At 73.0% G+C, this 24,362-nt stretch carries 22 protein-coding genes and 1 tRNA gene; 10 read left to right on the top strand and 13 right to left on the bottom strand.

Going from position 1 to position 24,362, the window contains the following annotated elements; genetic code table 11:
- Together dhaL and dhaK are read right to left on the bottom strand one after the other, a co-directional pair.
- A partial coding sequence (gene dhaL / locus ACFU7Y_RS13930) for a dihydroxyacetone kinase subunit DhaL (RefSeq protein WP_380768009.1) occupies positions 1-428 on the bottom strand: 428 nt, incomplete at its 3' end.
- 91 nt (positions 429-519) lie between these two features.
- Positions 520-1,515 carry a dihydroxyacetone kinase subunit DhaK gene (gene dhaK / locus ACFU7Y_RS13925; RefSeq protein WP_224285192.1) on the bottom strand — a complete coding sequence of 332 codons (996 nt, stop codon included), beginning with the start codon at positions 1,513-1,515 and terminating at the stop codon, positions 520-522.
- A gap of 147 nt (positions 1,516-1,662) precedes the next feature.
- Here dhaK and dhaM point away from each other — a divergent pair, with 147 nt between their 5' ends.
- Positions 1,663-2,055 (top strand): dihydroxyacetone kinase phosphoryl donor subunit DhaM, encoded by a 393-nt coding sequence (gene dhaM, locus ACFU7Y_RS13920; RefSeq protein WP_224285193.1) that lies wholly within the window; start codon positions 1,663-1,665, stop codon positions 2,053-2,055.
- 3 nt (positions 2,056-2,058) lie between these two features.
- On the opposite strand, the gene ACFU7Y_RS13915 is transcribed toward dhaM, so the two are convergent.
- Positions 2,059-3,786, bottom strand: coding sequence for a bifunctional 3'-5' exonuclease/DNA polymerase (locus ACFU7Y_RS13915; protein WP_380768007.1), 1,728 nt, complete (start codon positions 3,784-3,786; stop codon positions 2,059-2,061).
- Between the two features lie 194 nt (positions 3,787-3,980).
- Between ACFU7Y_RS13915 and ACFU7Y_RS13910 the strand changes: the two genes are divergently transcribed.
- Positions 3,981-6,005, top strand: coding sequence for a M3 family metallopeptidase (locus ACFU7Y_RS13910; protein ID WP_224281710.1), 2,025 nt, complete (start codon positions 3,981-3,983; stop codon positions 6,003-6,005).
- Between the two features lie 55 nt (positions 6,006-6,060).
- On the opposite strand, the gene ACFU7Y_RS13905 is transcribed toward ACFU7Y_RS13910, so the two are convergent.
- Both ACFU7Y_RS13905 and ACFU7Y_RS13900 read right to left on the bottom strand, forming a co-directional pair.
- The gene (locus tag ACFU7Y_RS13905; protein WP_224281711.1) at positions 6,061-7,500 is read right to left on the bottom strand and encodes a cellulase family glycosylhydrolase; all 1,440 of its coding nucleotides are present in this window, start codon (positions 7,498-7,500) and stop codon (positions 6,061-6,063) included.
- A gap of 119 nt (positions 7,501-7,619) precedes the next feature.
- A complete protein-coding gene (locus ACFU7Y_RS13900; protein WP_224281712.1) occupies positions 7,620-8,255 on the bottom strand; it encodes a TetR family transcriptional regulator in 636 nt (211 codons plus the stop codon).
- Positions 8,256-8,389: 134 nt separating this feature from the next.
- On the opposite strand from ACFU7Y_RS13900, the gene ACFU7Y_RS13895 reads away from it, so the two are divergent.
- Positions 8,390-9,616, top strand: coding sequence for an acyl-CoA dehydrogenase family protein (locus tag ACFU7Y_RS13895; RefSeq protein WP_224281713.1), 1,227 nt, complete (start codon positions 8,390-8,392; stop codon positions 9,614-9,616).
- Between the two features lie 46 nt (positions 9,617-9,662).
- Here ACFU7Y_RS13895 and ACFU7Y_RS13890 read toward each other — a convergent pair whose 3' ends face one another.
- From ACFU7Y_RS13890 to ACFU7Y_RS13880, 3 genes are all read right to left on the bottom strand, one after another.
- Positions 9,663-10,271, bottom strand: coding sequence for a hypothetical protein (locus tag ACFU7Y_RS13890; protein WP_224281714.1), 609 nt, complete (start codon positions 10,269-10,271; stop codon positions 9,663-9,665).
- A 111-nt stretch (positions 10,272-10,382) separates the two neighbouring features.
- On the bottom strand, positions 10,383-11,192 hold the full coding sequence (locus ACFU7Y_RS13885; RefSeq protein WP_224281715.1) for an enoyl-CoA hydratase/isomerase family protein: 810 nt from the start codon (positions 11,190-11,192) through the stop codon (positions 10,383-10,385).
- A gap of 35 nt (positions 11,193-11,227) precedes the next feature.
- Positions 11,228-11,917 carry a TetR family transcriptional regulator gene (locus tag ACFU7Y_RS13880; protein WP_224281716.1) on the bottom strand — a complete coding sequence of 230 codons (690 nt, stop codon included), beginning with the start codon at positions 11,915-11,917 and terminating at the stop codon, positions 11,228-11,230.
- 153 nt (positions 11,918-12,070) lie between these two features.
- On the opposite strand from ACFU7Y_RS13880, the gene ACFU7Y_RS13875 reads away from it, so the two are divergent.
- Positions 12,071-13,585 carry an MFS transporter gene (locus tag ACFU7Y_RS13875; RefSeq protein ID WP_308020239.1) on the top strand — a complete coding sequence of 505 codons (1,515 nt, stop codon included), beginning with the start codon at positions 12,071-12,073 and terminating at the stop codon, positions 13,583-13,585.
- Between the two features lie 89 nt (positions 13,586-13,674).
- On the opposite strand, the gene ACFU7Y_RS13870 is transcribed toward ACFU7Y_RS13875, so the two are convergent.
- On the bottom strand, positions 13,675-14,223 hold the full coding sequence (locus ACFU7Y_RS13870) for a GNAT family N-acetyltransferase (protein ID WP_224281718.1): 549 nt from the start codon (positions 14,221-14,223) through the stop codon (positions 13,675-13,677).
- Between the two features lie 75 nt (positions 14,224-14,298).
- Here ACFU7Y_RS13870 and ACFU7Y_RS13865 point away from each other — a divergent pair, with 75 nt between their 5' ends.
- Positions 14,299-14,907, top strand: a complete 609-nt coding sequence (locus tag ACFU7Y_RS13865) for a TetR/AcrR family transcriptional regulator (protein ID WP_224281719.1) — start codon at positions 14,299-14,301, stop codon at positions 14,905-14,907.
- Positions 14,908-15,186: 279 nt separating this feature from the next.
- Here the strand turns inward: ACFU7Y_RS13865 and ACFU7Y_RS13860 are convergent.
- Positions 15,187-15,262: transfer RNA gene (locus tag ACFU7Y_RS13860), tRNA-Arg, on the bottom strand.
- A 662-nt stretch (positions 15,263-15,924) separates the two neighbouring features.
- Between ACFU7Y_RS13860 and ACFU7Y_RS13855 the strand changes: the two genes are divergently transcribed.
- From ACFU7Y_RS13855 to ACFU7Y_RS13835, 5 genes are all read left to right on the top strand, one after another.
- Positions 15,925-16,545 (top strand): single-stranded DNA-binding protein, encoded by a 621-nt coding sequence (locus ACFU7Y_RS13855; RefSeq protein ID WP_380768004.1) that lies wholly within the window; start codon positions 15,925-15,927, stop codon positions 16,543-16,545.
- A gap of 353 nt (positions 16,546-16,898) precedes the next feature.
- The gene (locus tag ACFU7Y_RS13850) at positions 16,899-18,326 is read left to right on the top strand and encodes a Cys-Gln thioester bond-forming surface protein (protein ID WP_224285335.1); all 1,428 of its coding nucleotides are present in this window, start codon (positions 16,899-16,901) and stop codon (positions 18,324-18,326) included.
- 356 nt (positions 18,327-18,682) lie between these two features.
- Complete coding sequence (ettA, locus tag ACFU7Y_RS13845; protein ID WP_224284965.1) at positions 18,683-20,347, top strand: energy-dependent translational throttle protein EttA; 1,665 nt, start codon at positions 18,683-18,685, stop codon at positions 20,345-20,347.
- A gap of 127 nt (positions 20,348-20,474) precedes the next feature.
- A complete protein-coding gene (locus ACFU7Y_RS13840; RefSeq protein ID WP_224284966.1) occupies positions 20,475-20,918 on the top strand; it encodes a thioesterase family protein in 444 nt (147 codons plus the stop codon).
- A gap of 29 nt (positions 20,919-20,947) precedes the next feature.
- On the top strand, positions 20,948-21,640 hold the full coding sequence (locus tag ACFU7Y_RS13835; protein WP_380768003.1) for a hypothetical protein: 693 nt from the start codon (positions 20,948-20,950) through the stop codon (positions 21,638-21,640).
- A 69-nt stretch (positions 21,641-21,709) separates the two neighbouring features.
- On the opposite strand, the gene ACFU7Y_RS13830 is transcribed toward ACFU7Y_RS13835, so the two are convergent.
- From ACFU7Y_RS13830 to ACFU7Y_RS13820, 3 genes are all read right to left on the bottom strand, one after another.
- Complete coding sequence (locus tag ACFU7Y_RS13830) at positions 21,710-22,114, bottom strand: globin (RefSeq protein WP_380768001.1); 405 nt, start codon at positions 22,112-22,114, stop codon at positions 21,710-21,712.
- 90 nt (positions 22,115-22,204) lie between these two features.
- Positions 22,205-23,341, bottom strand: a complete 1,137-nt coding sequence (locus ACFU7Y_RS13825; RefSeq protein ID WP_224284853.1) for an ABC transporter permease — start codon at positions 23,339-23,341, stop codon at positions 22,205-22,207.
- Entirely contained in the window at positions 23,338-24,255 is a 918-nt protein-coding gene (locus tag ACFU7Y_RS13820) for an ABC transporter ATP-binding protein (RefSeq protein WP_224284854.1), read from the bottom strand. Before ACFU7Y_RS13820 ends, ACFU7Y_RS13825 begins: the two co-directional genes overlap by 4 nt.
- Positions 24,256-24,362: the final 107 nt, after the last annotated feature.

The raw sequence follows: 24,362 nt of genomic DNA, 5'->3' as shown, positions 1-24,362 counted from the left end.
GCGGCGACGGCCGGGGTCCAGGCGTCCACGATGGTCTTGTCGCCGGGTTCGGCCTTGCCCAGCAGGCGGATGGCGTCCAGGCCGGCCGACAGGGCCTCGGCGACGTCGGCAGGGCCGGCCGCTTCGGGCAGGGCGGCGCCGATGGCGCGGAAGGCCTTGCCGTAGAGCGGGCCGGAGGCGCCGCCGACCTTGGAGATGAGCGTGGTGCCGGTCTTGGTGAGGACGGCGCCGGGCCCGGCCGGCCGGAGGCCGTCCAGGGCGGTCAGGGCTGCGGCGAAGCCACGCTGGAGGTTGCTGCCGTGGTCGCCGTCGCCGATCGCGGAGTCCAGCTCGGTGAGCCGGGACTGCTCCTTCTCGACGGCGGCGGCGATCGCGCGGATCCAGGCCTCGGCCAGCGGGATGTCGAACTGCGGGGTGTCGGGGTCCATCCGGTCTCCTTCGGTGCGGATCAGGACGCGTCCTGTGGGTCCTGTCGGGTCAGCGTTCTGTGGGTCCTGCCGGGTCGGGCGAAGACCCGTTCTAGGCCCGCTTGAGGGCGGGGGTGTCGACCGGGGCGTCCCAGAGTTCCAGCAGCTGGGCGTCGGCCTTGGTGAGGGTGAGCGAGAAGCCCGCCATGTCCAGGCTGGTGACGTAGTTGCCGACCAGGCTGCGGGCCACCGTGATGCCGCGTTCGGCGAGCCTGGCGGCGACCTCGCCGTAGACCACGTACAGCTCCAGCAGTGGGGTCGCGCCGAGGCCGTTGAGCAGGGCGATCACCTCGTCGCCCGGAGTCAGGTGGTGGTCGGTCAGGATGGTCTCGACCACCTCGGCGGCCAGTTCGCGGGCCGGACGGAGCTTCTCGCGGCGGCGGCCGGGCTCGCCGTGGATGCCCACGCCGACCTCGATCTCGTCCTCGGGCAGGTCGAAGCCGGGTTTGCCGGCGGCCGGGACGGTGGCCGCGGTGAGCGCGACGGCGAAGGAGCGGGAGGCGGCGTTGACCCGCTCGCCCAGGGCGGCCACCTCGTCCAGCGGGGCGCCGCGCTCGGCCAGCGCGCCGGCGGTCTTCTCGACCAGCACGGTCGCGCCGGTGCCCCGGCGCCCGGCCGTCCAGGTGGAGTCCTCGACCGCGACGTCGTCGTTGACCAGGACGGTGCGGACCTCCAGGCCCTCCTCGGCGGCCAGCTCGGCGGCGAGCTCGAAGTTCATCACGTCGCCGGTGTAGTTCTTCACGATGAAGACCACGCCGGCGCCGGTCTCCACGGCCTTGGCGGCGGCCAGCATCTGGTCCGGGACGGGCGAGGTGAACACCTCGCCGGGGCAGGCGGCATCGAGCATGCCGGGGCCGACGAAGCCGCCGTGCAGCGGCTCGTGGCCGGAGCCGCCGCCGGAGATCAGGGCGACCTTGGGCCCGGCCGGGCGGGCGGCCCGGGTGATCACCCGGTTGGGGACGTCCACCGTCAGCTCCGGGTGGGCGGCGGCGATTCCGGCCAGCGCGTCCTCCAGGACGCTCTCCGGGGTGTTGATCAGCTTCTTCAACGCTCTCGCTCCCTTGGTGAGGACGCCACGGCGGTCGACGCCGTTGCCCCGACGCTACGCCAGACGGGGGTGGCGGGCACGGGGTGCGACACGCGGGATTCCGATCACTCTCCCGGAGCAGCGGGATCCGGCCGTAGGGTCGCGGACATGAGCGAAAACGTGGGCATTGTTCTGGTCTCGCACAGCGCCCGGCTCGCGGAGGGGCTGCGCGAGCTGCTCGGCGAACTCGCCTCGGACGGTGTGCGGGTGGTCGTCGCGGGCGGCACCGAGGACGGCGGGCTGGGCACCAGCTACGACCTGATCGCCGGGGCGATCGAGCGGGCCGACGCCGGGGCGGGCGTGGTCGTGCTGCCGGACCTCGGCAGCTCGGTGCTCACCGCCGTCACGGTGCTGGAGGACGAGCCGCGCCCGAACGTGAAGCTGGTGGACGCGCCGTTCGTGGAGGGCGCGGTGGCCGCCGCCGTCACCGCCTCGACCGGGGCGGGGCTGGCCGAGGTGGTCGCGGCGGCCGAGGACGCGCGCTCCTTCCGGAAGCTGTAGCGGCTACTTCGCGTCGGCGTAGCAGTCCACCACCGCGGTGCTGAGCGGGAAGCGCACCGGGGTGTCGCCGAACACCAGCCGGCTGGCCTCGTCGGCCGCCCCGGCGACGGCGGCGGCCACCTCGTCGGCGAGGTTGGCCGGGGTGTGCACCATCACCTCGTCGTGCTGGAAGAACACCAGGTGCGGGCGGTCCGCAGGGCTCGCCGCGGGCAGTTCGTTCAGCCGGCGGCGCAGCGCGGCGAGCAGGGCCAGCGCCCAGTCGGCGGCGCTGGCCTGGATGACGAAGTTGCGGGTGAAGCGGCCGCGCGCGCGGGCGGTGCGGCCGCCGGCCTCGCCCGCGGTCTCGGCCTCGGTGAGGTCGAGGAAGTCGGCGGAGGCCGGTGGGCAGACCCGGCCGAGCCGGGAGGCGACCACGCCGCCGTCCTCGCCGGTGCGGGCGGCGGCCTCCACGTAGCCCATGGCGGCCGGGTAGCGGCGGTGCAGGGTGTTCAGCAGCGGGCCGATGTCGCCGCTGGTCTGCCCGTACATGGCGCCGAGCAGGCCGAGCTTGGCCTTGTCCCGGTCGCCCTGGAAGGCGTGGGCGGCGAGCGCCTCGTACAGGTCGCCGCCGGCGGCGGTGCGGGCCAGCCCGGTGTCCTGGGAGAGCGCGGCGAGCACCCGCGGTTCCAGCTGGGCGGCGTCGGCGACGACCAGCAGCCAGCCCGGGTCGGCGACCACGGCGCGGCGCAGGATGCGCGGGATCTGCAGGGCGCCGCCGCCGCGGCTGGCCCAGCGGCCGGACACCACGCCGCCGACCACGTACTCGGGCCGGAACCGGCCGCCGCGGGCCCAGGCGTCCTGCCAGGCCCAGCCGTGCGCGACGTGGATCCGGGACAGCTCCTTGTAGCGGACCAGCAGCTGCGCGGCCGGGTGGTCGATGCCCTTGAGCTCCCAGGAGCGGGTGGAGCCCAGCTGGATGCCCGCCTCGGCGAAGGCGCGCAGCACCTGGGTGTGCGAGTCGGGGTTGAACGGCTTGGCGCCGAGGGCCTGCTGGAGGTCGACGGCGAGCTCGGCGAGGATCCTGGGCTGGGTGCCGGGGACGGTCGGGCGGGGGCCGAGCAGTTCGGTCAGCAGCCGGTCGTGGACGTCGGCCCGCCAGGGCAGCCCGTCGTGGGCCATCTCGGCGGCCACCAGGGCGCCGGCCGACTCGGCGGCGACCAGCAGCCGGAACCGCTGCCGGGCGCCCGGGTCGGCGATGGCGGCGATCCGGCGCTGCTGTTCGGCGTGGACGGCGACCACGGCCGTCAGCGGGTCGGCGCCGGGCGGCAGTTGCAGCCGGTCGGGGGTGAACAGGGTGTCCTGGCCGCCGTCCGCCTCGGCCAGGCCGGGCTCCGGCAGGTCCTCCGGGACGGGCAGGCCGCGCAGCCGGGACCAGGCGGCGCCGAGCGAGCGGGGCGCGCCGAACCGGCCCTCGTGCGCCAGCAGCAGCGCCTCGACCAGCCGCAGGTCGTGGCAGCGGGCGAGCCGGTCGGGCAGACGCGGCAGCAGGGGGGCGTACCCGGAGTCGGCGGCGGCCCAGACCCAGCGCGTCCCGGGCCGACGGTCGCTCCCGGCGGCCTCCTTGGCGGCGACGGCGGCGGCGAGGTCGCGGACGGCCTCCGGCGGGCCGAGCGGGGCGCCCGCGTCGTCCAGCGGCTGGAGCCGGCCGCCGGGGCCGTGCGGGTCGGGCGCGAGGGCGGTCCTGGGTGCCACGGGGGCTGCTCCTCTCCGGCGCGCGGTCGGGCGTGCGGGGACGGGTACGGGGCGCGGGCGCGCAGCGGCCCGCGACCGACGGGTCCGCGGCGTCGACGTTAACGGGTGGGTACGACAACGGATGGCAAGCAGGCATCTGCAACGGGCGGGAAAGCGCGTGGGCAGGGCGGGGGACACGGCGTATGGTTCGCGAAATGACCGAGAACCCGTTCTTCCAGGCCAGTCCGCTGGTCTACGAGCTCCCGCCGTTCGCCGAGATCCGCGAGGAGCACTACCTGCCCGCGTACGAGCGGGGGATGGCCGAGCAGCTGGCCGAGATCGCGGCGATCACCGCCGACCGGAGCCGGCCGACCTTCGAGAACACCCTGGTGGCCCTGGAGCGCTCCGGGGCGCTGCTGCGCCGGGTGGCCGCGGTGTTCCTCAACCAGTCCTCCTCGGACACCACCGACGTGCTGGACGAGGTGGAGGCGAAGGTGAGCCCGCTGCTCGCCGCCCATCACGACGCGATCCACCTGGACCTCGCGCTGTTCGCCCGGATCGAGGCGCTGTACGAGCAGCGCGCCGGGCTCGGCCTGGACCCGGAGTCGTTGCGCCTGCTGGAGCGCCGGTACACCGCCTTCGTGCGCTCGGGCGCCCGGCTGGGCGCGGCCGAGCAGGCCCGGCTGCGCGAGCTGAACGCCGAACTCGCCGCACTCGGCACCACGTTCCAGCAGAACGTGAACGCCGACACCCGGGCCGCGGCGCTGGTCCTGGACTCCGCCGAGGAGCTGGCCGGGCTCTCCGAGGGCGCGATCGCCGGTGCCGCGGAGAACGCCCGGGTGCTCGGCCACCCGGGGAAGTACGTGCTGAGCGTGCGGAACACCTCCGGTCAGGCCGAGCTGGCCCAGCTCACCGACCGCTCGGTGCGCGAGCGGCTGCTGGCCGCCTCGCTCGGCCGGGGCGTCGAGGTCAACGGCCCGCTGGCGATCCGGATGACCGCGCTGCGCGCCGAGCGGGCCGCGCTGCTGGGGTACCCGAGCCACGCGGCGTACGTGGTGGCGGACGAGACGGCCGGCACCGTCGAGGCGGTCTCCGCGCTGCTGTCCCGGCTGGTCGGCCCGGCCGTGGCGATGGCCCGCCGGGAGGCCGGGGAGCTGGCCCGGGAGGCCGCCGCGGACGGGATCGGGGAGATCGCCGCGCACGACTGGGCGTACTACTCGGAGAAGGTCCGGCAGAGCTCCTACCAGGTGGACGCGGCGGTGCTGCGTCCGTACTTCGAGCTGGAGCGGGTGCTGCGGGACGGCGTGTTCTTCGCCGCGAACCTGGCGTACGGGGTGACCTTCACGGAGCGGCCGGACCTGACGGCCCACCACCCGGACGCGCGGGTCTACGAGGTGTTCGAGGAGGACGGCAGCCCGCTGGGCCTGTTCATCGGAGACTTCCACGCCCGGGCGTCCAAGCGCGGCGGCGCGTGGATGTCCGAGCTGGTCGCCCAGTCCCGGCTGACCGGGCAGCGGCCGGTGGTGCTGAACAACCTCAACATCCCGCGTCCGGCACCCGGCGAGCCGGCGCTGATGGACTGGGACGAGGTGCGCACGCTGTTCCACGAGTTCGGGCACGCGCTGCACGGCCTGTTCTCGGACGTGCGCTACCCGCTGTTCTGGGGCACTTCGGTGCCCCGGGACTTCGTCGAGTTCCCCTCGCAGGTCAACGAGATGTGGATGGTCCGGCCGGAGGTGCTGGCCAACTACGCCCGCCACCACGCGACCGGGGAGCCGCTGCCGGCCGAGCTGGTCGAGCGGATGACGGCGGCCGAGGGCTTCGGGCAGGGCTTCCGGACGGTGGAGTACCTGGCGGCCACCCTGCTGGACTGGGCGTGGCACACCGTGCCGCAGGGCGAGGGGATCGCGGACGCCGAGGAGTTCGAGGCGCGGGCGCTCGCGGCGGCCGGGATCGCGGTGGACGCGATCCCGCCGCGCTACCGGACGGGGTACTTCCAGCACATCTTCGCCAGCGGCTACAGCGCGGCGTACTACGCGTACATCTGGTCGGAGGTGCTGGACGCCGACACCGTGCAGTGGTTCGAGGGCAACGGGCGCCCGGTGCGGGAGAGCGGTGAGCTGTTCCGGCGCGAGCTGCTGGCGCGCGGGTTCAGCCGGGACCCGCTGGAGTCCTTCCGCGCGGTGGTCGGCCGGGCGCCCGAGACCGGGCCGCTGCTGGTCCGTCGGGGGCTGGTGTGACCAGGGCCCGTCCTGCCGGTCGTTCCCGGGGCCGGGCCGATCGACAGGACGGGCCCTAACGGGCGGTGAGCGAGACCGTCACGGTCGTGCCCGGGCGGGCGTGCGGGAGCCGGATGCGTACGGTTCCCGCACGTCCGTCCGTCGGCTGCACGACCTCGACCCGGGCGTCGGCGGGGGAGACGGCGACCCGGGCGCCGTGCGGGAACGCGGCCGGGGGCAGCAGGAGTTCGCTGCCGCGCCCGGTGCCGTCGGCGCGCCAGCGCACGGTGGCGCCGTCGACGCGGACGTCGGTGCCCGCGACGGCCACCGGGTAGGGGCCGAAGGCGGGTTCGTCGCCGGGGGCGGGGCGTCCGGCCGGGTCGAGCGCGCAGTAGCCGCCGTTGCCCCGGCACCAGTACCACATCGTCCAGCCCTCGGCGAAGCCGTCCATCGCGGCGACCTGACGGCGGACCAGCTCGGAGTTGCCCGGGGTGCGGGAGTCGGGCGGGCCCCACTCGCCGACCAGGACGGGCAGGCGGTGGGCGGCCGGGTAGCCGGTGATCGCGGCGGTGTACTGCTCCACGAAGCCGTCGGCGGGGTTCCAGTCGGCGCCGCCCTCGACCGCGGTGTCGTAGAAGTGCGGGGCGTAGCCGAGCCGGGGTGCGCCGGGGCGCGGGTCGGCGAAGCCGGGCAGCTGGGTGGGCACGCCCTGGCCGACCAGCACGGTCGGCTCGACGAACAGCCAGGCGCGGGAGTCGGAGCGGCGCACGGCGGCGATCAGGCGGCGGTACATGTCGGCGAGCCGGCCCTGCTCCAGGGCGGCGGAGGCGGCGGCCAGCACGGCCGGGTCGCTCGGGTCGCCGTCCACCGGGCCGAACGGCTCGTTGAACAGGTCGTAGCCCAGCAGCGAGCGGTGGCCGCGCAGTTCGCGGGCGAGCCGGGTGTAGAAGTCGGCCTGCCAGGCGCGCAGGTCGGGGTCGTCGTAGAGGTGGCGGAAGGCGGCCTGGACGGCGGGCTGGAAGTAGCCGGCGAACCAGTCGTCCGGGTCCGGGGTGAACGGCAGGTCGTCGTCCCGGGTGGCCCAGACGGGGATGCCGTTGGTGCCGCCGCCGAACTTCGGCCCGTAGACGTCCTGGTGGAAGTCGACCAGGACCAGCAGGCCCAGCCGGTCGGCCCGGTCGAGGAGCCGCTGGAGGCGGTGCAGCTCGGTGGGGTCGAGACGGCCGCGCTCGGGCTCCAGCCTGGTCCAGGAGACCGGCAGCCGGACCAGGGTGAAGCCCTGGGCGGCGACGGCGTCGAGGTCGGCGGCGGTGGCCTCGGCGTACTTGTCGAGGTTGAAGCCGCGCAGTCGCAGGCGGCGGCCCTCGGCGTCGGTGAGGGCGGTGCGGCCGTCGGCGGCGGTGACGGTGCCGGTGGGGAAGCGGTCCGGTTGTCCGCCGTGGGCCGAGGCCGGGACGGCGGTGAGGGCGGCGGTGGCGGCGAGCAGCAGGACGACGGCGGTGCGGCGCAGGCGCATCGGGGACCTCACACGGCGGGGGTGGGGGTGGGGCCCGATGATGCCCGTGCTGCCGCCCGCCGCACAAGGGTCGTGCACACAAGGCTTGCGCAGGCAAGGGCCTTACGCGCGAGGGGAGTTCAGTTGGCGTTCTGGGCCTGCGGCTCGGCGGGCGCGGGCGGCAGGACGGCGGTCGGCAGGTCCGCGGCGGCGGCCAGCCGGCCCCAGAGCAGGTCCGCCAGCGCCTGCACCATCCGGGTGCGTGAGCAGGGCCTGGTCTCCAGCCACCAGTCCCCGGCGGCCAGCACCATGCCGGTGATGCCCCGGCCCCAGGCCTCGGCGAGCAGGTCGCGGTCGGCGCCGAGGTCGACCTGGCTCTGCACGGCCCGGGTGATCTCCTCGGCGATCTGCTTGAGCGCGGGGGCGAGCGCGTTGCCGGCGCCGTTCGGGTCGCCCGGCTCGGGGTGGGTGAGCAGCCGGTAGACCTGGGGGCGGGCCTCGATGCCGGCGAGGTAGGTGTCCAGTACGTGCTCGACCCGGTCGCGGCGCTCCAGCGGCTCGGCGAGGGCGGCCCGGACGGCGGCCAGCAGTCCGCCGGTGTGGCGCTCGGTCAGGGCGCCGATGAGGCCGTTCCGGTCGCCGAAGTGGCGGTAGAGGATCGGCTTGGTGATGCCGGCCTCGGCGGCGATGGCGTTCATGCTGGCGCCCGGCCCCTCGCGCTGGATGACCCGGTCGGCGGCGTTGAGCAGCTGCTCGCGGCGGGGCTCTCGGGACATGCGCTGCTCCTCGCGGTCGGGTTCGGCGGGGTCTGCCTGGGCGTTGACACCGGTTACCAATCAGTAGCAGACTCCGACGATGTTACCGGAGGTAACACCCTGGTCGGCCGCACACGTCTTCGGAGGCAAGCACCATGAGCAGCACGTTCTCGCTGGACCCGGGCGCGGACCAGCTCGCCGTACGCGACTGGCTGCACGGCTTCGCCGCCGACGTGATGCGACCGGCCGCGGCCGAGTGGGACGAGCGCGAGGAGACCCCCTGGCCGGTCATCCAGGAGGCCGCCAAGCTGGGCATCTACTCGCTGGACTTCTACGCCCAGCAGTACTTCGACCCCTCCGGCGTCGGCATCCCGATCGCCATGGAGGAGCTGTTCTGGGGCGACGCGGGCATCGGGCTGTCCATCGTCGGCACCACCCTGGCCGCCGTCGCGGTGCTGGCCAACGGCACCGACGAGCAGATCGGCACCTGGACCCCGCAGATGTTCGGCACGCCGGAGGACGTCAAGGTGGCCGCCTTCTGCTCCTCCGAGCCGGACGCCGGCTCCGACGTCTCGGCGCTGCGCACCCGGGCGGTGTACGACGAGGCCAAGGACGAGTGGGTGCTCGACGGCACCAAGACCTGGGCCACCAACGGCGGGATCGCCGCCGTGCACGTGGTGGTGGCCACCGTCGACCCGGAGCTCGGCGCGAAGGGCCAGGCCTCCTTCGTCGTCCCGCCCGGCACCCCGGGGCTGAGCCAGGGCCAGAAGTTCAAGAAGCACGGCATCCGCGCCTCGCACACCGCCGAGGTGGTGCTGGACGGCGTCCGGCTGCCCGGCAGCTGCCTGCTCGGCGGCAAGGACAAGCTGGACGAGCGGCTGGCCCGGGCCCGCGAGGGGGTCAAGCGCCCGGGCGGCAAGGGCAACGCGGCGATGGCCACCTTCGAGGCCTCCCGCCCGGCCGTCGGCGCGCAGGCGATCGGCATCGCCCGGGCCGCGTACGAGGTGGCGCTGGACTACGCGAAGACCCGCGAGCAGTTCGGCCGGCCGATCATCGACAACCAGGGCGTGGCCTTCCAGCTCGCCGACATGAGGACCCGGATCGACGCGGCCCGGCTGCTGGTGTGGCGGGCCTCCTGGATGGCGGTCAACAACCGGCCGTTCACCGCGGCCGAGGGCTCGATGTCCAAGCTGTACGCGGGCGAGACCGCCAAGTACGTGACCGCGCAGGCGATGCAGATCCTCGGCGGCAACGGCTTCACCCGGGAGTACCCGGTGGAGCGGATGCACCGGGACAGCGCGATCTACTCGATCTTCGAGGGGACCAGCGAGATCCAGCGGCTGGTGATCGCCCGGGCGATCTCGGGGATGCCGATCCGCTAGCCGATCCGTCAGCCGGTCGGCGGGCGGTCCGCCGGTGGGCGGCCCGCTACCGGGCGGCCCAGAAGGTGAGCCCGGCGGCGAGCGCGCCCACCGCCGAGCCGACGACCGTCTGCGCGGTGGTGTGGTCCCGCAGCACCACCCGGGACCACCCGATCGCCGGGACCAGCGGTCCGAGCAGCAGCCAGAGCGGGCCGAGCGCGATGGCGAGGCAGACCACCGCGCCGGTGGCCACGGCGGTGTGCACGGAGACCTTCCACCAGGCGGTGATCACCAGGATCGGGATCAGCGAGGCGAACATCGCCAGCACCAGTGCGGTGAGGTCGGCCGGGGCGTCCAGTCCGATCATCACCGCGAAGCTGAGCAGCACCGAGCCCATGATGAACGGGAGGACGGTCAGCCGGCGCTGCCGGTGGCCGACGTGACGGTCCGCCACCGTGCCCTGGCGCATGCCGCGCCGGATGAACAGGGTCGGGACGACGGCGGCGAACAGGGCGGCGAACACCGCCCAGCCGATGCCCGGCCAGCCGTAGCGGAGGCCGCCCAGCAAGGGGAGCAGCACGATGATCACGTTCTTCGGTTCGAGGCCGTCGGTGATGCGGCGGGCCCGGATCGTCCGGGGGGTGGGGGCGGGCGCGGCCTCGGCCTCGGTCGTCATCGGGGTGGGTGCTCCGGGGGCGTGAAGGGGCGGACGGATTCCGGCCGGATGATCGTACGGGTGTCGGTGCGGCCCCGTCCGCCGGCTCCCCGGCCCGGTGGCGGGCCCGGCTCAGAACCGGGCGGGGCGGCCCTGCAGGAAGGCGGCCAGGCCCTCGCGGACGTCCGAGCCCTCCCGGGAGCGGAGCAGCCAGGGGGCCAGGACCTCGTCGGCCTGCTCGGGCGGGGCGTTCAGGACGGCCTTGGCCGCGCCGATGGTGTGGGTCGAGCGGCGGGTCAGCAGCCGGGCGAAGTCCAGCGCGGCGGCGTCCAGTTCGGCGTCCGGCAGGACGCGTTCGGCCAGACCCAGCGGCAGCGCGTCCCGGCCGGTCACCAACTCGCCGGAGAACAGCAGGTACTTGGCCCGGGCCGGGCCGATCAGCCGGGCCAGCCGTACGGTCGGCACCGCCGGGTAGACCACGCCGAGCTTGGCCGGGGTGATCCCGAGCCGGGCCTCCTCGGCGACGAACCGCAGGTCGCAGGCGACGGCCAGTTGGCAGCCGCCGCCGACGCAGGCGCCGTGCACCACGGCGAGGGTCGGGTGGGGGAAGGCCGCCAGCGCCTCCTCGGCGGCGACGTTGGTCGCGTGGTACGCCTCCGCGCGGTCCGGATCGCCGTACACCTCGGAGAGTTCGGCGATGTCCGCGCCCGCGCTGAAGGTGTTGCCGGCCCCGGTGAGCAGCAGGACGCGCACGCCACCGTGGCCGGCCAGTTGCTCCAGCACCTTGGGCAGCGCCTGCCAGATCGCCAGGGTCACCGCGTTGCGGCGGTGCGGGCGGGTGAACTCCAGGACCGCGACGCCGTCCTCGCCGACGTACGCGTTGAGGCCCTCGGCCTGGGCGGGCAGGGCGGAGCGGTCCCGCGTGAGCAGCGGCTGGTCCATGCGCACCTCCGGTCGGTCGTGGTGCGCCAACTCTCTCAGGCGGTGCGGGCGCAGTAGCCGCCGAGGCCGTGTTCGACCAGGGCGAAGGCGCGGCGGGCCCGGTCGAGGGCCTCGGGCAGGGCGTCGGCGGCGCTCTCGCCGGCCATCATCCGGCGCTGGTTCTCGCCGGTCAGCGCCAGGCGGGTGGCCAGCAGCTGAGCGGCGGCGATCCGCGCGGTCAGCTCGTCGTGGTCCGGGTCCTGGGCGAGGAGTTCGGCCGTCAGCAGGGACTGCGCCCGGTGGTCGAAGCCGGCCGTGGCGCGCATCAGCAGGGCGGGCGTGTGATGGATCAGCCGGATCACGTCGAGCACGACCTGCTGGTCGCTCAGTCCGGTGGCGGGGTCGAACCGTTCCAGCGCGGACAGGTACTGCTCACGCAGCGCCGCCACCGCCGAGGTGCCCGGGGCGCGCTCGCGCACCACCTCGGCCGGCTCGTCGAGGTGCTGCTCCATGGGGCCCATGACCAGGTCTTCCTTGCTCGGGAAGTAGTTGAAGACGGTCATCTTGGACACCTCGGCGGCGGCCGCGATCTCGGCCACCGAGACCTGGTCGAAGCCGCGCTCGGCGAACAGGGCGATCGCGGTGCGCCAGATCCGGATGCCGGTCTGGATCTTCTTGCGCTCGCGCAGCGGGAGCGCGTCGAGATCGATGTCGCGGCCGAGGTTCATGCCGGTGCGGGTCGCCATGAGGGGAACTGTACCAGGATCAAAGATTGACTCGGCTGAATGATTGATCTGGATGAAGAATTGACCAGGTATAAAAAGTTTGCCATGGTGATGCCGAGCCCGCCCGACCACGCCGGTCCGGGCCCGACTCCACTGATTCCGGGGGACTTTCCGATGCCATCCGACACCTTGGGCGCACCCGCGCCGACCGCGTCCGACCCGACCGCACCCGCCCTGATGACCCGGGCCCAGCGCGGGCTGGGCATGTTGCTCTGCCTGGTCACGATCGTGCTGGCGGTGCTCGACATGAACATCGTGTCGGCGGCCACCGTGCCGATCGTCCGGGACCTCGACCCCGTCCACGGGGTCGACCGGCTGCCCTGGCTGGTCAGCGCGTTCGCCCTGGCCGCCACCGCGCTGCTGCCGCTGTACGGCAGGCTCTGCGACGCGTACGGCGCCAAGCGTGTGCTGCTCGGGGCCGTCGGCACCTTCCTGCTCGGTTCGGCGCTCTGCGGGGCGGCGCAGTCGATGGACCAGCTGATCGCCTTCCGGGCGGTGCAGGGCATCGGCGGCGGCGGGCTGATGAGCGTCACCATGGTGGTCATCGCCCAGTTCAAGGACCCCGAGGAGCGCGGCGGCGGCAAGGGCGGGGCGATCGGCGGGATCATCGCGGGCCTCGGCATGGCGGTCGGGCCGCTGGTCGGCGCGCTGTTCACCGACCGCCTCAGCTGGCGCTGGATCTTCTACATCAACCTGCCGCTGGGGCTGCTGGTCCTGGTCGGTGTCGCCCTGGTGGTCAAGCTGCCGCCGGCGACCGGCCGCCGGAGCCTGGACTTCGTCGGCGCGGCCCTTGCCGCGGCCTTCGCGACCGGGCTGCTGCTGGTCACCGAGTGGGGCGGCAAGGAGCACGCCTGGACGTCCCCGGTGATCCTCGGGCTGTCCGCCGCGACCCTGGGCGCGTTCGGCCTCTTCCTGTGGCGCCAGGCCACCGCCGCCGAGCCGGTGCTGCCGCTCTCGCTGTTCCGGATCCGCGCGGTGCGGTTGGGCTTCGCGATCCAGGGCCTGGTCGGGATGGGCATGATCGGCTCGATCATGTACGTGATGCTCTACCTCCAGGTCGCCCGGGGCGTCGCCCCGACCGCGGCCAGCCTCTACCTGATCCCGATGGCGGCAGGGATGACGGCGGCCGGGATCGTGGTCGGCCGGCTGACCGGGCGCGGCCACCCGACCCGGACCTTCCTGGCGGTCGGCGCGGCCTGCGCGACGCTGGCCCTCGCCCTGCTCGGCCTCAGCGGGCCGGACACCGGGCTGTGGGCCGTGCTGGCCGAACTCGCCCTGCTGGGCTGTGGGCTGGGGCAGCTGATCGGCCGGCTGATCACGGTGGTGCAGGAGGCGGCGCCCCGGCACCAGCTCGGCGTGGCGACCACCGGCATCCGGTTCTTCCAGAGCCTCGGCAGCGCGCTCGGCGCGGCGCTGTTCGGCACCGTGCTGTCCCGGGTCTTCGAGGCGGGTGAGCCGGGGCGGCCGCTCGGCGCGGTCCGGGCGCTGACCGGTGCGGCGCACGAGCACGCGGTGCGCAGCTTCACGGACGCGGTGGACGTGGTCTTCCTGTCGGCGGGCGGGGTGCTGGCGCTGGCACTGGTGTGCGTGCTGCGGCTGCGGTCGGCCGAGGAGGCGTCGACCGCCTGACGGGCCGGCGGCCGGGGGCCGGCGGCGGGGTGCGGGGCCCGGTGGACGGGGAGTCCACCGGGCCCGGCGTCGCACCCGGTCCGGGCCCTTCAGGCCCGGCTGGTCCACTCCGGCGCCAGGATGGCCCAGATCTCCTTGTCGTAGCGGACTCCGTTGTACGGGTACCACTCGCGCAGCACGCCGTCGCGGGTCATGCCGAGCCGCTCGGCGACCGCCCGGCTGCGGGCGTTGACGGAGGAGCACCACCACTCGGCGCGGTGCATGCCGCGGGTGACGAAGGCGTAGTCGAGCAGCTGCTTGACGGCGGCGGTGATCAGCCCGTGGCCCTCGCCGGCCGGTTCGGTCCAGGCGCCGATCTCGCAGACGCCGGACTGGGCGTCGAAGTGCACGAACATCACGCCGCCGACCAGCGTGCCGTCCAGCCAGATGCCGTAGATCCGCTTCTGGTCGGCGGCCAGGCCGTCGGCGTAGCGCTGGAGGGTGGCGCGGGCGGAGTCCAGGTCGACCGAGAAGGTGGCCCACGGGATCCACGGGTCGGTGTGGGCGCGGGCGCGGTCGAGGTGGGTCAGGAACTCGGGGGCCTGCCAGGGCTCCAGCGGGCGCAGTTCGGCGTTCTCGGTGAGCGGTACGGCAAACACGGGCGGCCTTTCACGGGGGGTGCTGAGGTTGGCTGGATCATTCATAACAAACGTTTGGTATGTACGATAGCCCCCATGACACCGGCCCGTGGAGACCATGACGCCCGCCGCTCGGAAGTCTCCGAGGGGGTGTGGCGAGTGCTCTCCACCCGCGGCTTCGAGGGGCTGACCCTGCGCGCGGTGGCCGCCGAACTGGGTGCCTCCACCGGGCTGTTGACGCACTACTTCCCGAACAAGCGGGCGCTGCTGAGCCATGCGCTGGAGGAGCTGGACCGGCGCTCGCTGGCCCGGCCCCGGCGCACCGCCCCCACCGACGGCAGCCTGCCGCCGGCCGGGCTGGCCCGGGTGCGGGCGTCGCTGCTGGACGTCCTGCCGCTGGACGGCGAGTCCGCGGCCGACAACCGGATCTGGGTCGGCTCCTGGGACCACGCCCTGGCCGACCCGGAGCTGGCGGCCGCGCACGCGGGCCGCTACGCGCGCTCGCGCACGGCACTCACGGAGCACGTCGCGGACGCCCAGCGGTTGGGGGAGCTCCCGGCGCAGGCCGACCCGGCCGCGCTCGCCGCGGGGGCGCAGGCCTTCGTGCTGGGCCTGGTGGTCCAGGCGCTGTTCGCCCCGGAGGACTTCCCGGCGGAGCGGCAGACGGAGCTGCTGGACGCCTATCTGGCCGGACTGGCGGCGTAGGCCGGGGTGGTCCGGTCGGGGGCGGAGCGGTCCGTCCCGGCCCGGTCGGGGGCGGCCCGGTCGGTGGGTGGACCGGTGCGTTCGGGCGGGGATTCACCGGGAATTCCGCTTGTTCCGGTTGACCCCGTTTTCGGCCCCCGTTTCCGCGGCGGCCACGACACGTACGGTCACGAGTTCCGTGCGACGGGTGTGCAGGGCGGTTGGCGCGAGTGATGACCGAATGGCCCGAAACGGCCACGGAAAGTGTCCGCCGACGCGACGGCCTGCGAAATCGGCGGGTGGTGCCCCCAGCAGGATTCGAACCTGCGACCTACCGCTTAGAAGGCGGGTGCTCTATCCGCTGAGCTATGGGGGCGGGGCGGGCGGCGCCCTGGTGGGCGCGACCGTGGCCGGGATCGGGCTGGCGGGCGCCGGGGCGCACGCTGTCCGGCCCCGTACCTGAGGGTGGGGGTGGTGGGCCCTCGCCCTGTCGGGGACAGGATAAGGGTGTCCGGTTCCCAGGCTGGGTGTGACGACACCGCCGTTGGTGTGTCGGTTCGGTGGAGCGGTCCGATAATCGCAGGTGAAGGCCGTGAGTGCAGCGGTCTGGGAGTGTTCCGAGCCGGACGTTGTGCAGTCGTTACGGGGCTGCCTCCTCACCCGTTATGGATTCGGCACGGAGAATGTGTCGCCGACGGTGCGGGTGGGGGGCCTTAATCGCGGTTGCGCCGGTCGGATGACGTGCGCGAACGCCCGCCGGGGTGCGTTCCGGAGAGCGTTCCCGGGCGGGTTCCGGGGCGGGCTCCCGGGTGTGCCGTCGGGGCGAGGAGCAGCGGGTTTGTTGTCATGGCCGCGAAGAGATGGGGGGCGAAGCGGCGGCGGAACGCTGAAATTCACCCCCGCGAGTGACAGCAGTTCCACAGGCCCGAGTTATCCACAGGATTTCGGAAGTCGGTCGCCGGGATTTCTTCCGAAGTGCACGCTCAAGGCGCACCGATCGATTCCGTACGGTGCATCGGCGAGAACGGAGGGTGTGCCGTGAGCGAGACGCACGTGACGGTGATCGGCAATGTGGCGACGGAGGTGAGCTACGGCGAAACGAGCGGCGGGGTGCCGATGGCCAACTTCCGGCTCGGCTGCACCGAGCGGCGGTACGACCGGCAGCGCGAGTGCTGGGTGGACGGCGAGACGCAGTGGGTGGCGGTGACGGCCTGGCGGGCGCTGGCGGTCAACCTGATCGGTTCGCTGGCCAAGGGCGATCCGGTGCTGGTGAGCGGCCGGCTGCGGGTGCGCGAGTGGATGGACGGAGAGGTGAAGCGGAGTCGGGCCGAGATCGACGCCCGATCGGTCGGGCACGATCTCACCCGTGGCACCACGGCGTTCCGGTGGGCGGCGGGGGTGCGCGGGCAGCCGCCGGGTGGCGCCGGGCCGGCCGGGGCGGAGGCCGGGAGCGAGGTGGTGCCGGAGTGGATCGTCAGCGCGGTGGAGGCGCGCAGGGGCTCCGCGGCGGCGTCCGGGGCGTCCTCCTCGGCGGCCCCGGCGGCGGTCGCGGCCCCCGTCGTGCGGGCGCTGCCGCCGGGTGGGCGGCCGGCCACGGGGGAGTCGGGCGACGTGGCCGGGAGGGAGCGGGGAGGTGACGCCGCGGGCGCCCTGACCTGACGGGTCGATGGCCTTCCCTGTCGACAAATATGTTGATCGAGAAGGTTGTTGCGCCCGCACGCGCAATCCGACCGGATAACGGAAAACGGCCGGCGGTTTTCCGGTCGACCGTCAACTTGTGTGGGACCTGAGGGGATTGATAACGATCCAGATACGGAATCGTCCTGATTTCGCATGGGGAGCTCGGGGCCTCCGGGGCTCAATAGGATTCGTCTGGTTCATACCGCAGCAGTGCCACAGGAGGCACGCGCGGAACGGCAAGTCGGCGGGCCGCCCACTCGGTGCGGCTCGGCCCGGAGGGATCCCAGATGTTCCAGAGGCAGGGGCGGAGTCTGTCCCGGATAACCACTGTCATGCTCACGACCAGCTTGGCGCTGGGTGGTGGCCTGTTCACGGCCGGTGCGGCGGCCGCGGCCGACACCCCGGCCTCGGGCGTGACCGCCGAGGTTCAGAACGAGATGCTCGGCGAGAAGATCGACGTCGACGGCCGGACCGTCGACGGCGGCCTGTTCACCCTCAAGACGGACGCGGGCGAGAAGCTCCGGACGTACTGCATCGACTTCGACAACCCGGTCTACCTGGACAGCGCCGCCAAGTACCACGAGGCGGACTGGGCGTCGAGCTCCCTCAACAGCAACGCCAACGCCCCCAAGATCCGCTGGATCCTGGACAACTCCTACCCGCAGGCGAGCCTGGCCTCCCTGGCCACGGCCATCCACGTGGACAAGCTGAGCGACGAGGACGCCGCCGCGGGCACCCAGGCCGCGATCTGGAAGTTCTCGGACAACAAGAACGCCACGCCGCGCAACGAGAAGGCCAAGAAGCTCCGCGACTACCTGGTCGGCGACGCCAACAAGGGCGTCGCGGCCGAGCCCAAGCCCTCGCTGACCCTCTCCCCGGACTCCGTCTCCGGGAAGTCGGGCGGCAAGCTCGGCCCGTTCCTGCTGAACTCCAGCGCGAACGAGGTCAAGCTGACCGTCACCGGTGACGCCGCGGACAAGATCAAGCTGCTGGACAAGGACAACAAGCCGGTCAACGGCGCCCTGGCCGGCCCGATCGGCAAGGACACCCCGCTGTACCTGGACGTGCCGGCCGGCACCCCGGACGGCAAGGCCGCCATCAACGCCACCGCCGAGGCCAACGTCCTCAGCGGCCGGGTCTTCATGAGCAAGGTGGACAACAAGGGCCGCCACAGCCAGACCATGATCCTGGCCGGCTCCACCAAGGTGAACGTCGCGGCCGGCGCCAAGGCCACCTGGAAGCAGGGCAAGGGCGCGCTGATCGACAGCACCGCCAAGGAGGAGTGCGCCGCGGGCGGCGTGCGGGTGTCCGTCACCAACACCGGTGACGAGGCCGCCACCGTCACGGTCGGCAAGCAGCAGGTCGCCGTCCAGCCGGGCAAGACCGAGAGCGTGCTCGTCAAGGTCGAGGAGAAGACCCGCTACGACTTCACCGTCACGGGCCCGAACGGCTACTCCAAGCAGTTCACCGGCGTCCTGGACTGCAAGGTCGGCGTGACCCCGACCCCGGCCCCGAGCACCCCGGCCGCGACCCCGTCCGGCACGCCGGTCGCGACCCCGTCGGGCACCCCGAGCAACGGCGCCGGCCAGCCCGCCCCGGCGACCACCAGCGCCGCCCCCGGCACCGGTGGCCTGGCCCAGACCGGTGCCAATGACTCGACCCCGATCCTCGCCGCCGTCGCCGGTGGCCTGGTCGTGGCCGGTGGCGCCGCCGTCTTCGTCCTGCGCCGTCGCGGCCGCCACGGTCGCAGCACCGCCTGAACCGACTGAACCGCCCGAGCGGGCCGGGAGGCACTGACCTCCCGAGACCCTGAGAGCGGCAACCGGCCCGGCTCCCCGCACCCGCTGCGGGGAGCCGGGCCGTCGCGCTGTGCGGCGCGGGGCGGGCAGGGGCGTCGGCCGTGGTGAGGGGACCGAGGGGCCGAGCCGGGCCGCCGTGGTTCCGGGTGCGGGACGGCCGTGGCGGAGGGGGAACCGGGCCGCGGGGCTCCTGCCGGTGGAGAGCGGCTGCGGATACCCCCGTGGGGTCACCCGGGCGATTCGGGGCTCCGGGCCGGGTGCGGCACAATGGAAGGCTGCAAGCCGAATTACTCCCGACGACGCCGGAGCGATCTCACGTGGCGGAATACATCTACACGATGCGCAAGGTGCGCAAGGCTCACGGAGACAAGGTCATCCTTGACGACGTGACGCTCAGCTTCCTCCCCGGAGCGAAGATCGGCGTCGTGGGCCCCAACGGTGCCGGTAAGTCCACCGTGCTGAAGATGATGGCCGGCCTGGAGCAGCCCTCCAACGGCGACGCCTTCCTCTCGCCCGGCTTCACCGTCGGCATGCTGCTCCAGGAGCCGCCGCTGGACGAGTCCAAGACGGTCCTGGAGAACGTCCAGGACGGCGTCAAGGAGATCAAGGGGAAGCTCGACCGCTTCAACGAGATCGCCGAGCTGATGGCGACCGACTACTCGGACGCCCTGCTGGACGAGATGGGCAAGCTCCAGGAGGAGCTGGACCACGCCGAGGCCTGGGACCTGGACGCCCAGCTGGAGCAGGCCATGGACGCCCTGGGCTGCCCGCCCGGCGACTGGGCGGTCACCAAGCTCTCCGGTGGCGAGAAGCGCCGCGTCGCGCTCTGCAAGCTGCTGCTGGAGGCCCCGGACCTGCTGCTGCTCGACGAGCCCACCAACCACCTGGACGCCGAGTCGGTGAACTGGCTGGAGCAGCACCTGGCCAAGTACAAGGGCACCGTCGTGGCCGTCACCCACGACCGGTACTTCCTGGACAACGTGGCCGGCTGGATCCTGGAGCTCGACCGCGGCCGCGCCATCGGCTACGAGGGCAACTACTCCACCTACCTGGAGACCAAGCAGTCGCGTCTCAAGGTCGAGGGGCAGAAGGACGCGAAGCGCGCCAAGCGCCTCAAGGAGGAGCTGGAGTGGGTCCGCTCCAACGCCAAGGGGCGCCAGGCGAAGTCCAAGGCCCGTCTGGCCCGCTACGAGGAGATGGCCGCCGAGGCGGACAAGATGCGGAAGCTGGACTTCGAGGAGATCCAGATCCCGCCGGGCCCGCGCCTGGGCAACGTCGTCATCGAGGTCGAGAACCTCAACAAGGCCTTCGGTGAGAAGGTCCTGATCGACGACCTGAGCTTCACCCTGCCGCGCAACGGCATCGTCGGCATCATCGGCCCGAACGGCGCCGGCAAGACCACCCTGTTCAAGATGCTCCAGGACCTGGAGACCCCGGACAGCGGCACGGTCAAGGTCGGCGACACCGTCAAGATCAGCTACGTCGACCAGACCCGCTCCAACATCGACCCGAAGAAGACCCTCTGGGAGGTCGTCTCCGACGGTCTGGACTGGATCAACGTCGGCCAGGTCGAGATGCCGTCCCGCGCCTACGTGTCGGCCTTCGGCTTCAAGGGCCCGGACCAGCAGAAGCCGGCCGGTGTGCTCTCCGGTGGTGAGCGCAACCGTCTGAACCTGGCGCTCACCCTCAAGCAGGGCGGCAACCTGCTGCTCCTCGACGAGCCCACCAACGACCTCGACGTCGAGACGCTCTCCTCGCTGGAGAACGCCCTGCTGGAGTTCCCCGGCTGCGCCGTGGTCATCTCCCACGACCGCTGGTTCCTGGACCGAGTGGCCACCCACATCCTCGCCTACGAGGGCGACAGCAAGTGGTTCTGGTTCGAGGGCAACTTCGAGTCGTACGAGAAGAACAAGATCGAGCGGCTCGGCGCCGACGCCGCCCGTCCGCACCGGGCCACCTACAAGAAGCTGACCCGAGGCTGACACCCAGCCGTCACGACGGCCCGGCAGACTGCCCTCCGGGGCGGCCTGCCGGGCCGCGGCCCGTCGCCACCGTCCGCCGCACCGGCGGTGCACGGCGGCGGGCGACCGGACACCGAGGAGAACTCCCGTGGCTCGCCACATCTACGCCTGCCCGCTGCGCTGGTCCGACATGGACGCCTTCGGGCACGTCAACAACGTGGTCTTCCTGCGCTACCTGGAGGAGGCCCGGATCGACTTCATGTTCACCCAGGCCGCCGCGGCCGGCGCCGGGGAGTTCGCGGGCGGCTCGGTGGTGGCGCGCCACGAGATCGACTACAAGCGTCCGCTGGTGCACCGGCCCGAGCCGGTCACCGTCGAGACCTGGGTGACGAAGATCGGCGGCGCCTCGCTGACCGTCTCGTACGAGATCAAGGACGTTGCCGAGGACGGCAGCGACATCGTGTACGTCCGGGCGTCCACCGTGGTCGTCCCCTACGATCTGGCCGAGGGCCGGCCGCGCCGGATCTCGCCGGTGGAGCGGGAGTTCCTCGGCCGCTTCATGGACGAAGAGCCGGCAGTCGCCGCCGTCTGACCCCATCTGACGATTCGAGCTGAACCGCTGTGACCATCACCGCCCGTCTCGCCCTGGCCGACACCGGGGAGGCCGCCGACCTCTCCGCCTTCCTGCTGCGCCTGCTGCGCTTCGACCGGGCGGCGGCCGTCCGGCTCCAGGCGGTGGGCCAGGGCGGCGGGGACGGCGTGCTGGCGGTCTTCGGACGGTTGCCGCTGGGCGGTTCGGGCGCGCTGGCGATCCGCACCGTGCGGCTGGGCGGCCTGGACGAGCCGGTGGACCTCACCGTCTCGGCGGGCCAACTGCTGGACGGCGTGGACGCCGAGGCGGGCGCCGTCGCGCTGCCCGCGCCGGTGACCGGCCCGGCCTGGGCGGGACTGTTGCCGCCGCGCACCGGCTGGCGGCCGGTCGGTGCCCCGCCGGCGGCCGAGGTGTACCCCGAACTCATGGCCGGGGTGCAGGAGTTCCGCGAGCGCAGCGAGGCCGTCCCGGCGCACCACCGCAGCCGCGCGGCGCTGGACGCGCTGGCCGACGAGATCTGGTCCCGCCCGGTGACCGCGCTGCCCGAACTGCCGCTGCGCGCGCTGCACGCCGCGTACGTGATCGGTTTCCTGAAGCCCGGAGCCCCGCTGACCGTGCACCGGGCGGGCGGCTGGCTGCGGCTGAGCGCCCCGGCGGGTTCGGTGGCGGTGCGCACCGTGGCCGCGCCGGGCGCGGGGCTGGGGCTCAGCCCGGTCCGGTAGCGCCGGCCGTCGGCCCCCGGTCCGGCAGCCCGGCGCACGGGCTCCGGCGCACGGGCTCCGGGAACGGGCTCAGCCCGGGGTGTTGACCATCGAGGCGGCGGCGTAGGTCAGGTACTCGAGCAGCTGCCGCTCGTGCTCGGCCGGCAGCTCCAGGCTCGCCACGGCCGCCCGCATGCGGGTGAGCCAGGCGTCGTGTGCGGCCTTGTCGACCTTGAACGGCGCGTGCCGCATCCGCAGCCGCGGGTGGCCGCGCCGCTCGCTGTAGGTGCGCGGGCCACCCCAGTACTGCATCAGGAAGAGGGCCATTCGCTCCTCGGCCGGCCCGAGGTCCTCCTCGGGGTACATCGGCCGCAGCAACTCGTCCTCGGCGATGCCTTCGTAGAACCGGTGGGCCAGCCGCCGGAAGGTCGGCTCACCGCCGACCTGGTCGTAGAAGGTCTCCTCGCTCAACGTGCCTCGCCGGATCTCTCTCACCCGACCATGGTCGCAGACGCCGACGGGGGCGTACACCGGGACCAAAGGCGTACGCCCCCGTCGGGACCAGTGGATGTCAACCGGGGACGGTCAGTCCTCCCAGCGGAACAGCTTCCAGGAGATGCCGGTCAGCACGGCCGCGAAGAGCAGCAGGCCGCCCATGGTCGGCAGGGCGTCCATGACGCCCCCACCGCGGGTGAGCACCGACTGGGCTGAGCTGACCAGGTAGTGCAGCGGCATGACCTCGGAGACGGCCTTCAGCCAGCCCGGGGCGCCGTCCAGCGGGAAGAACGAGCCGGACAGGAAGGACATCGGCAGCACGATGATCTGTGAGATGCCGTTGGCGGCCTCCTCGGTCTTGGCGACCGAGCCGGCCAGCAGGCCGATCGACATGAAGGCGAGCGTCGCGCAGGCCACCAGCGGGATGACCAGCCACCAGTTGCCGGTGAGCTTGAGCCCGAAGAAGCTGGTCGCGACCACCAGGAAGACGGCGGTCTGCAGGAACGCGGTCAGCAGCGAGACCAGGATCCGGGAGCTGACCACGGTGCCGGCACTGATCGGGGCCAGCCGCAGCCGGCGCAGCACCTTGGTCTTGCGCCAGTTGACCAGGGTCAGCGCGGCACCGAACACCGCGCCGGTGGCGACGGCCCAGCCGAGCAGGCCGGGGGTGAGGAACTGGATCGGCTTGAGCGACTTGTCCTCGACCTGCTGGGAGTCCAGCACGAAGGCCGGCTTCTGGCCGGTGGCCGCCTGGTTGGCGTTCTGGACCACCGAGTTGAGGATGCCCTGGAGCGCGCCGGCGCGGACCTGGTCGGCGGCGGTGTAGCGCAGCTCGACCTTGCCGTCCGGGCCCTGCTTGATCAGCGCGTCGTAGTCACCCTTGCGGACCTTCTCCAGCGTGGCGGCCTCGTCGTCGGTCTTCGTGATGGTGAGGACCTTGTCCAGCCCGGCCCGCTCGTCGCCCTGGATCGAGTCGAACAGCTTCACCGCGCCGACCTGCGCCACCTTGGCGTGCGGGCTGCCGGAGCTCTTGGTCACGCTGCCGAAGAACACCAGGAACACCAGCGGGAACAGCAGGATGAAGAAGGTCGCGGTGCGGTCGCGCTTCATCCCGAGCAGCATGGCGCGGGACAGGCTCCAGAACGCGCTGACCCGCTCCCGCTCGCCGGCGGCCGGGCCGCCGCGCCGGGCGGGGGACTGCGGCTCGGTGGGGATGGTGGCGGTCATGCGCGGAACTCCCGTCCGGTCAGCTGGAGGAAGACGTCCTCCAGGGTGGCGCCGCGCACTTCCAGGCCGCGCAGTGCGTTCTGCTCGGCCAGGACGCCGAGCACCGGGGCGGGGAGGCGGGTGGAGACGGAGAGCGAGACGGTGTCGTCCTCCAGGGTGGCGATGTCGGCGCCGGCCGCGGTCAGCAGTTCCCGGGCCCGGTCGAGCGGGAGCTGGCCGGAGGCCACGCTGATCCGGACGGTGTCGTCGATCTCGCGGATCAGCGCCGCCGGGGCGCCGGTGTGCAGGATCTTGCCGTGGTCCATGATCGAGACCCGGTCGCAGAGCACCTCGGCCTCGTCCAGGTAGTGCGTGGTCAGCACGACCGTGCGGCCCTCGGCGTTGATGTCCCGCAGGAGGTCCCAGAGGTTGCGCCGGGACTGCGGGTCCAGGCCGGTGGTGGGCTCGTCCAGGAAGACGAGCTCCGGGTCGTGGGCCAGTGCGCAGGCGATCGACAGGCGCTGGGCCTGGCCGCCGGACATCTGGTCGGTCAGGGTCTCGGCCTTGTCCGAGAGGCCGACCCGCTCCAGCATCGCGTCGGCCCGCTTGGGGCCGACCCCGTAGAACGACGCGAAGGTGCGGATGGTCTCCCGGGCCGTCAGTTTCCGGAAGAAAGCGGATGCCTGGAACTGCACGCCGATTCGCGGCAGCAGTTTCGGATTGCGCGGCCAGGGCTCCATGCCCAGGAGCTGGACCCGACCCTCGTCCGGTTTCCGGACGCCCTCCAGGATCTCCATCGTGGTGGTCTTCCCGGCGCCGTTGGGGCCCAGGATCCCGTAGAACTCGCCGGCCTCGACGGTGAAGGAAACCCCGTCGACGGCCTGCACATCCCCGTACCGCTGTCGGATGCCGTCAGCGGATATAGCAGCAGTCATGTGCCCTGAGCCTAGGGGTTGTGAAGGCTCTTGTGCACATCCGGGACGGCGAATTTGCGGATATTTTGAGGAACGGCCAAACAAAGCCGGGCCGGGCGGATGTCGAA

The sequence above is a fragment of the Kitasatospora sp. NPDC057542 genome (assembly GCF_042801945.1).
In the GTDB taxonomy this organism is placed as follows: Bacteria; Actinomycetota; Actinomycetes; order Streptomycetales; family Streptomycetaceae; genus Kitasatospora.
The sequence above is the reverse complement of the archived record's forward strand: the minus strand, read 5'-3'. Positions and strand labels throughout refer to the sequence as shown.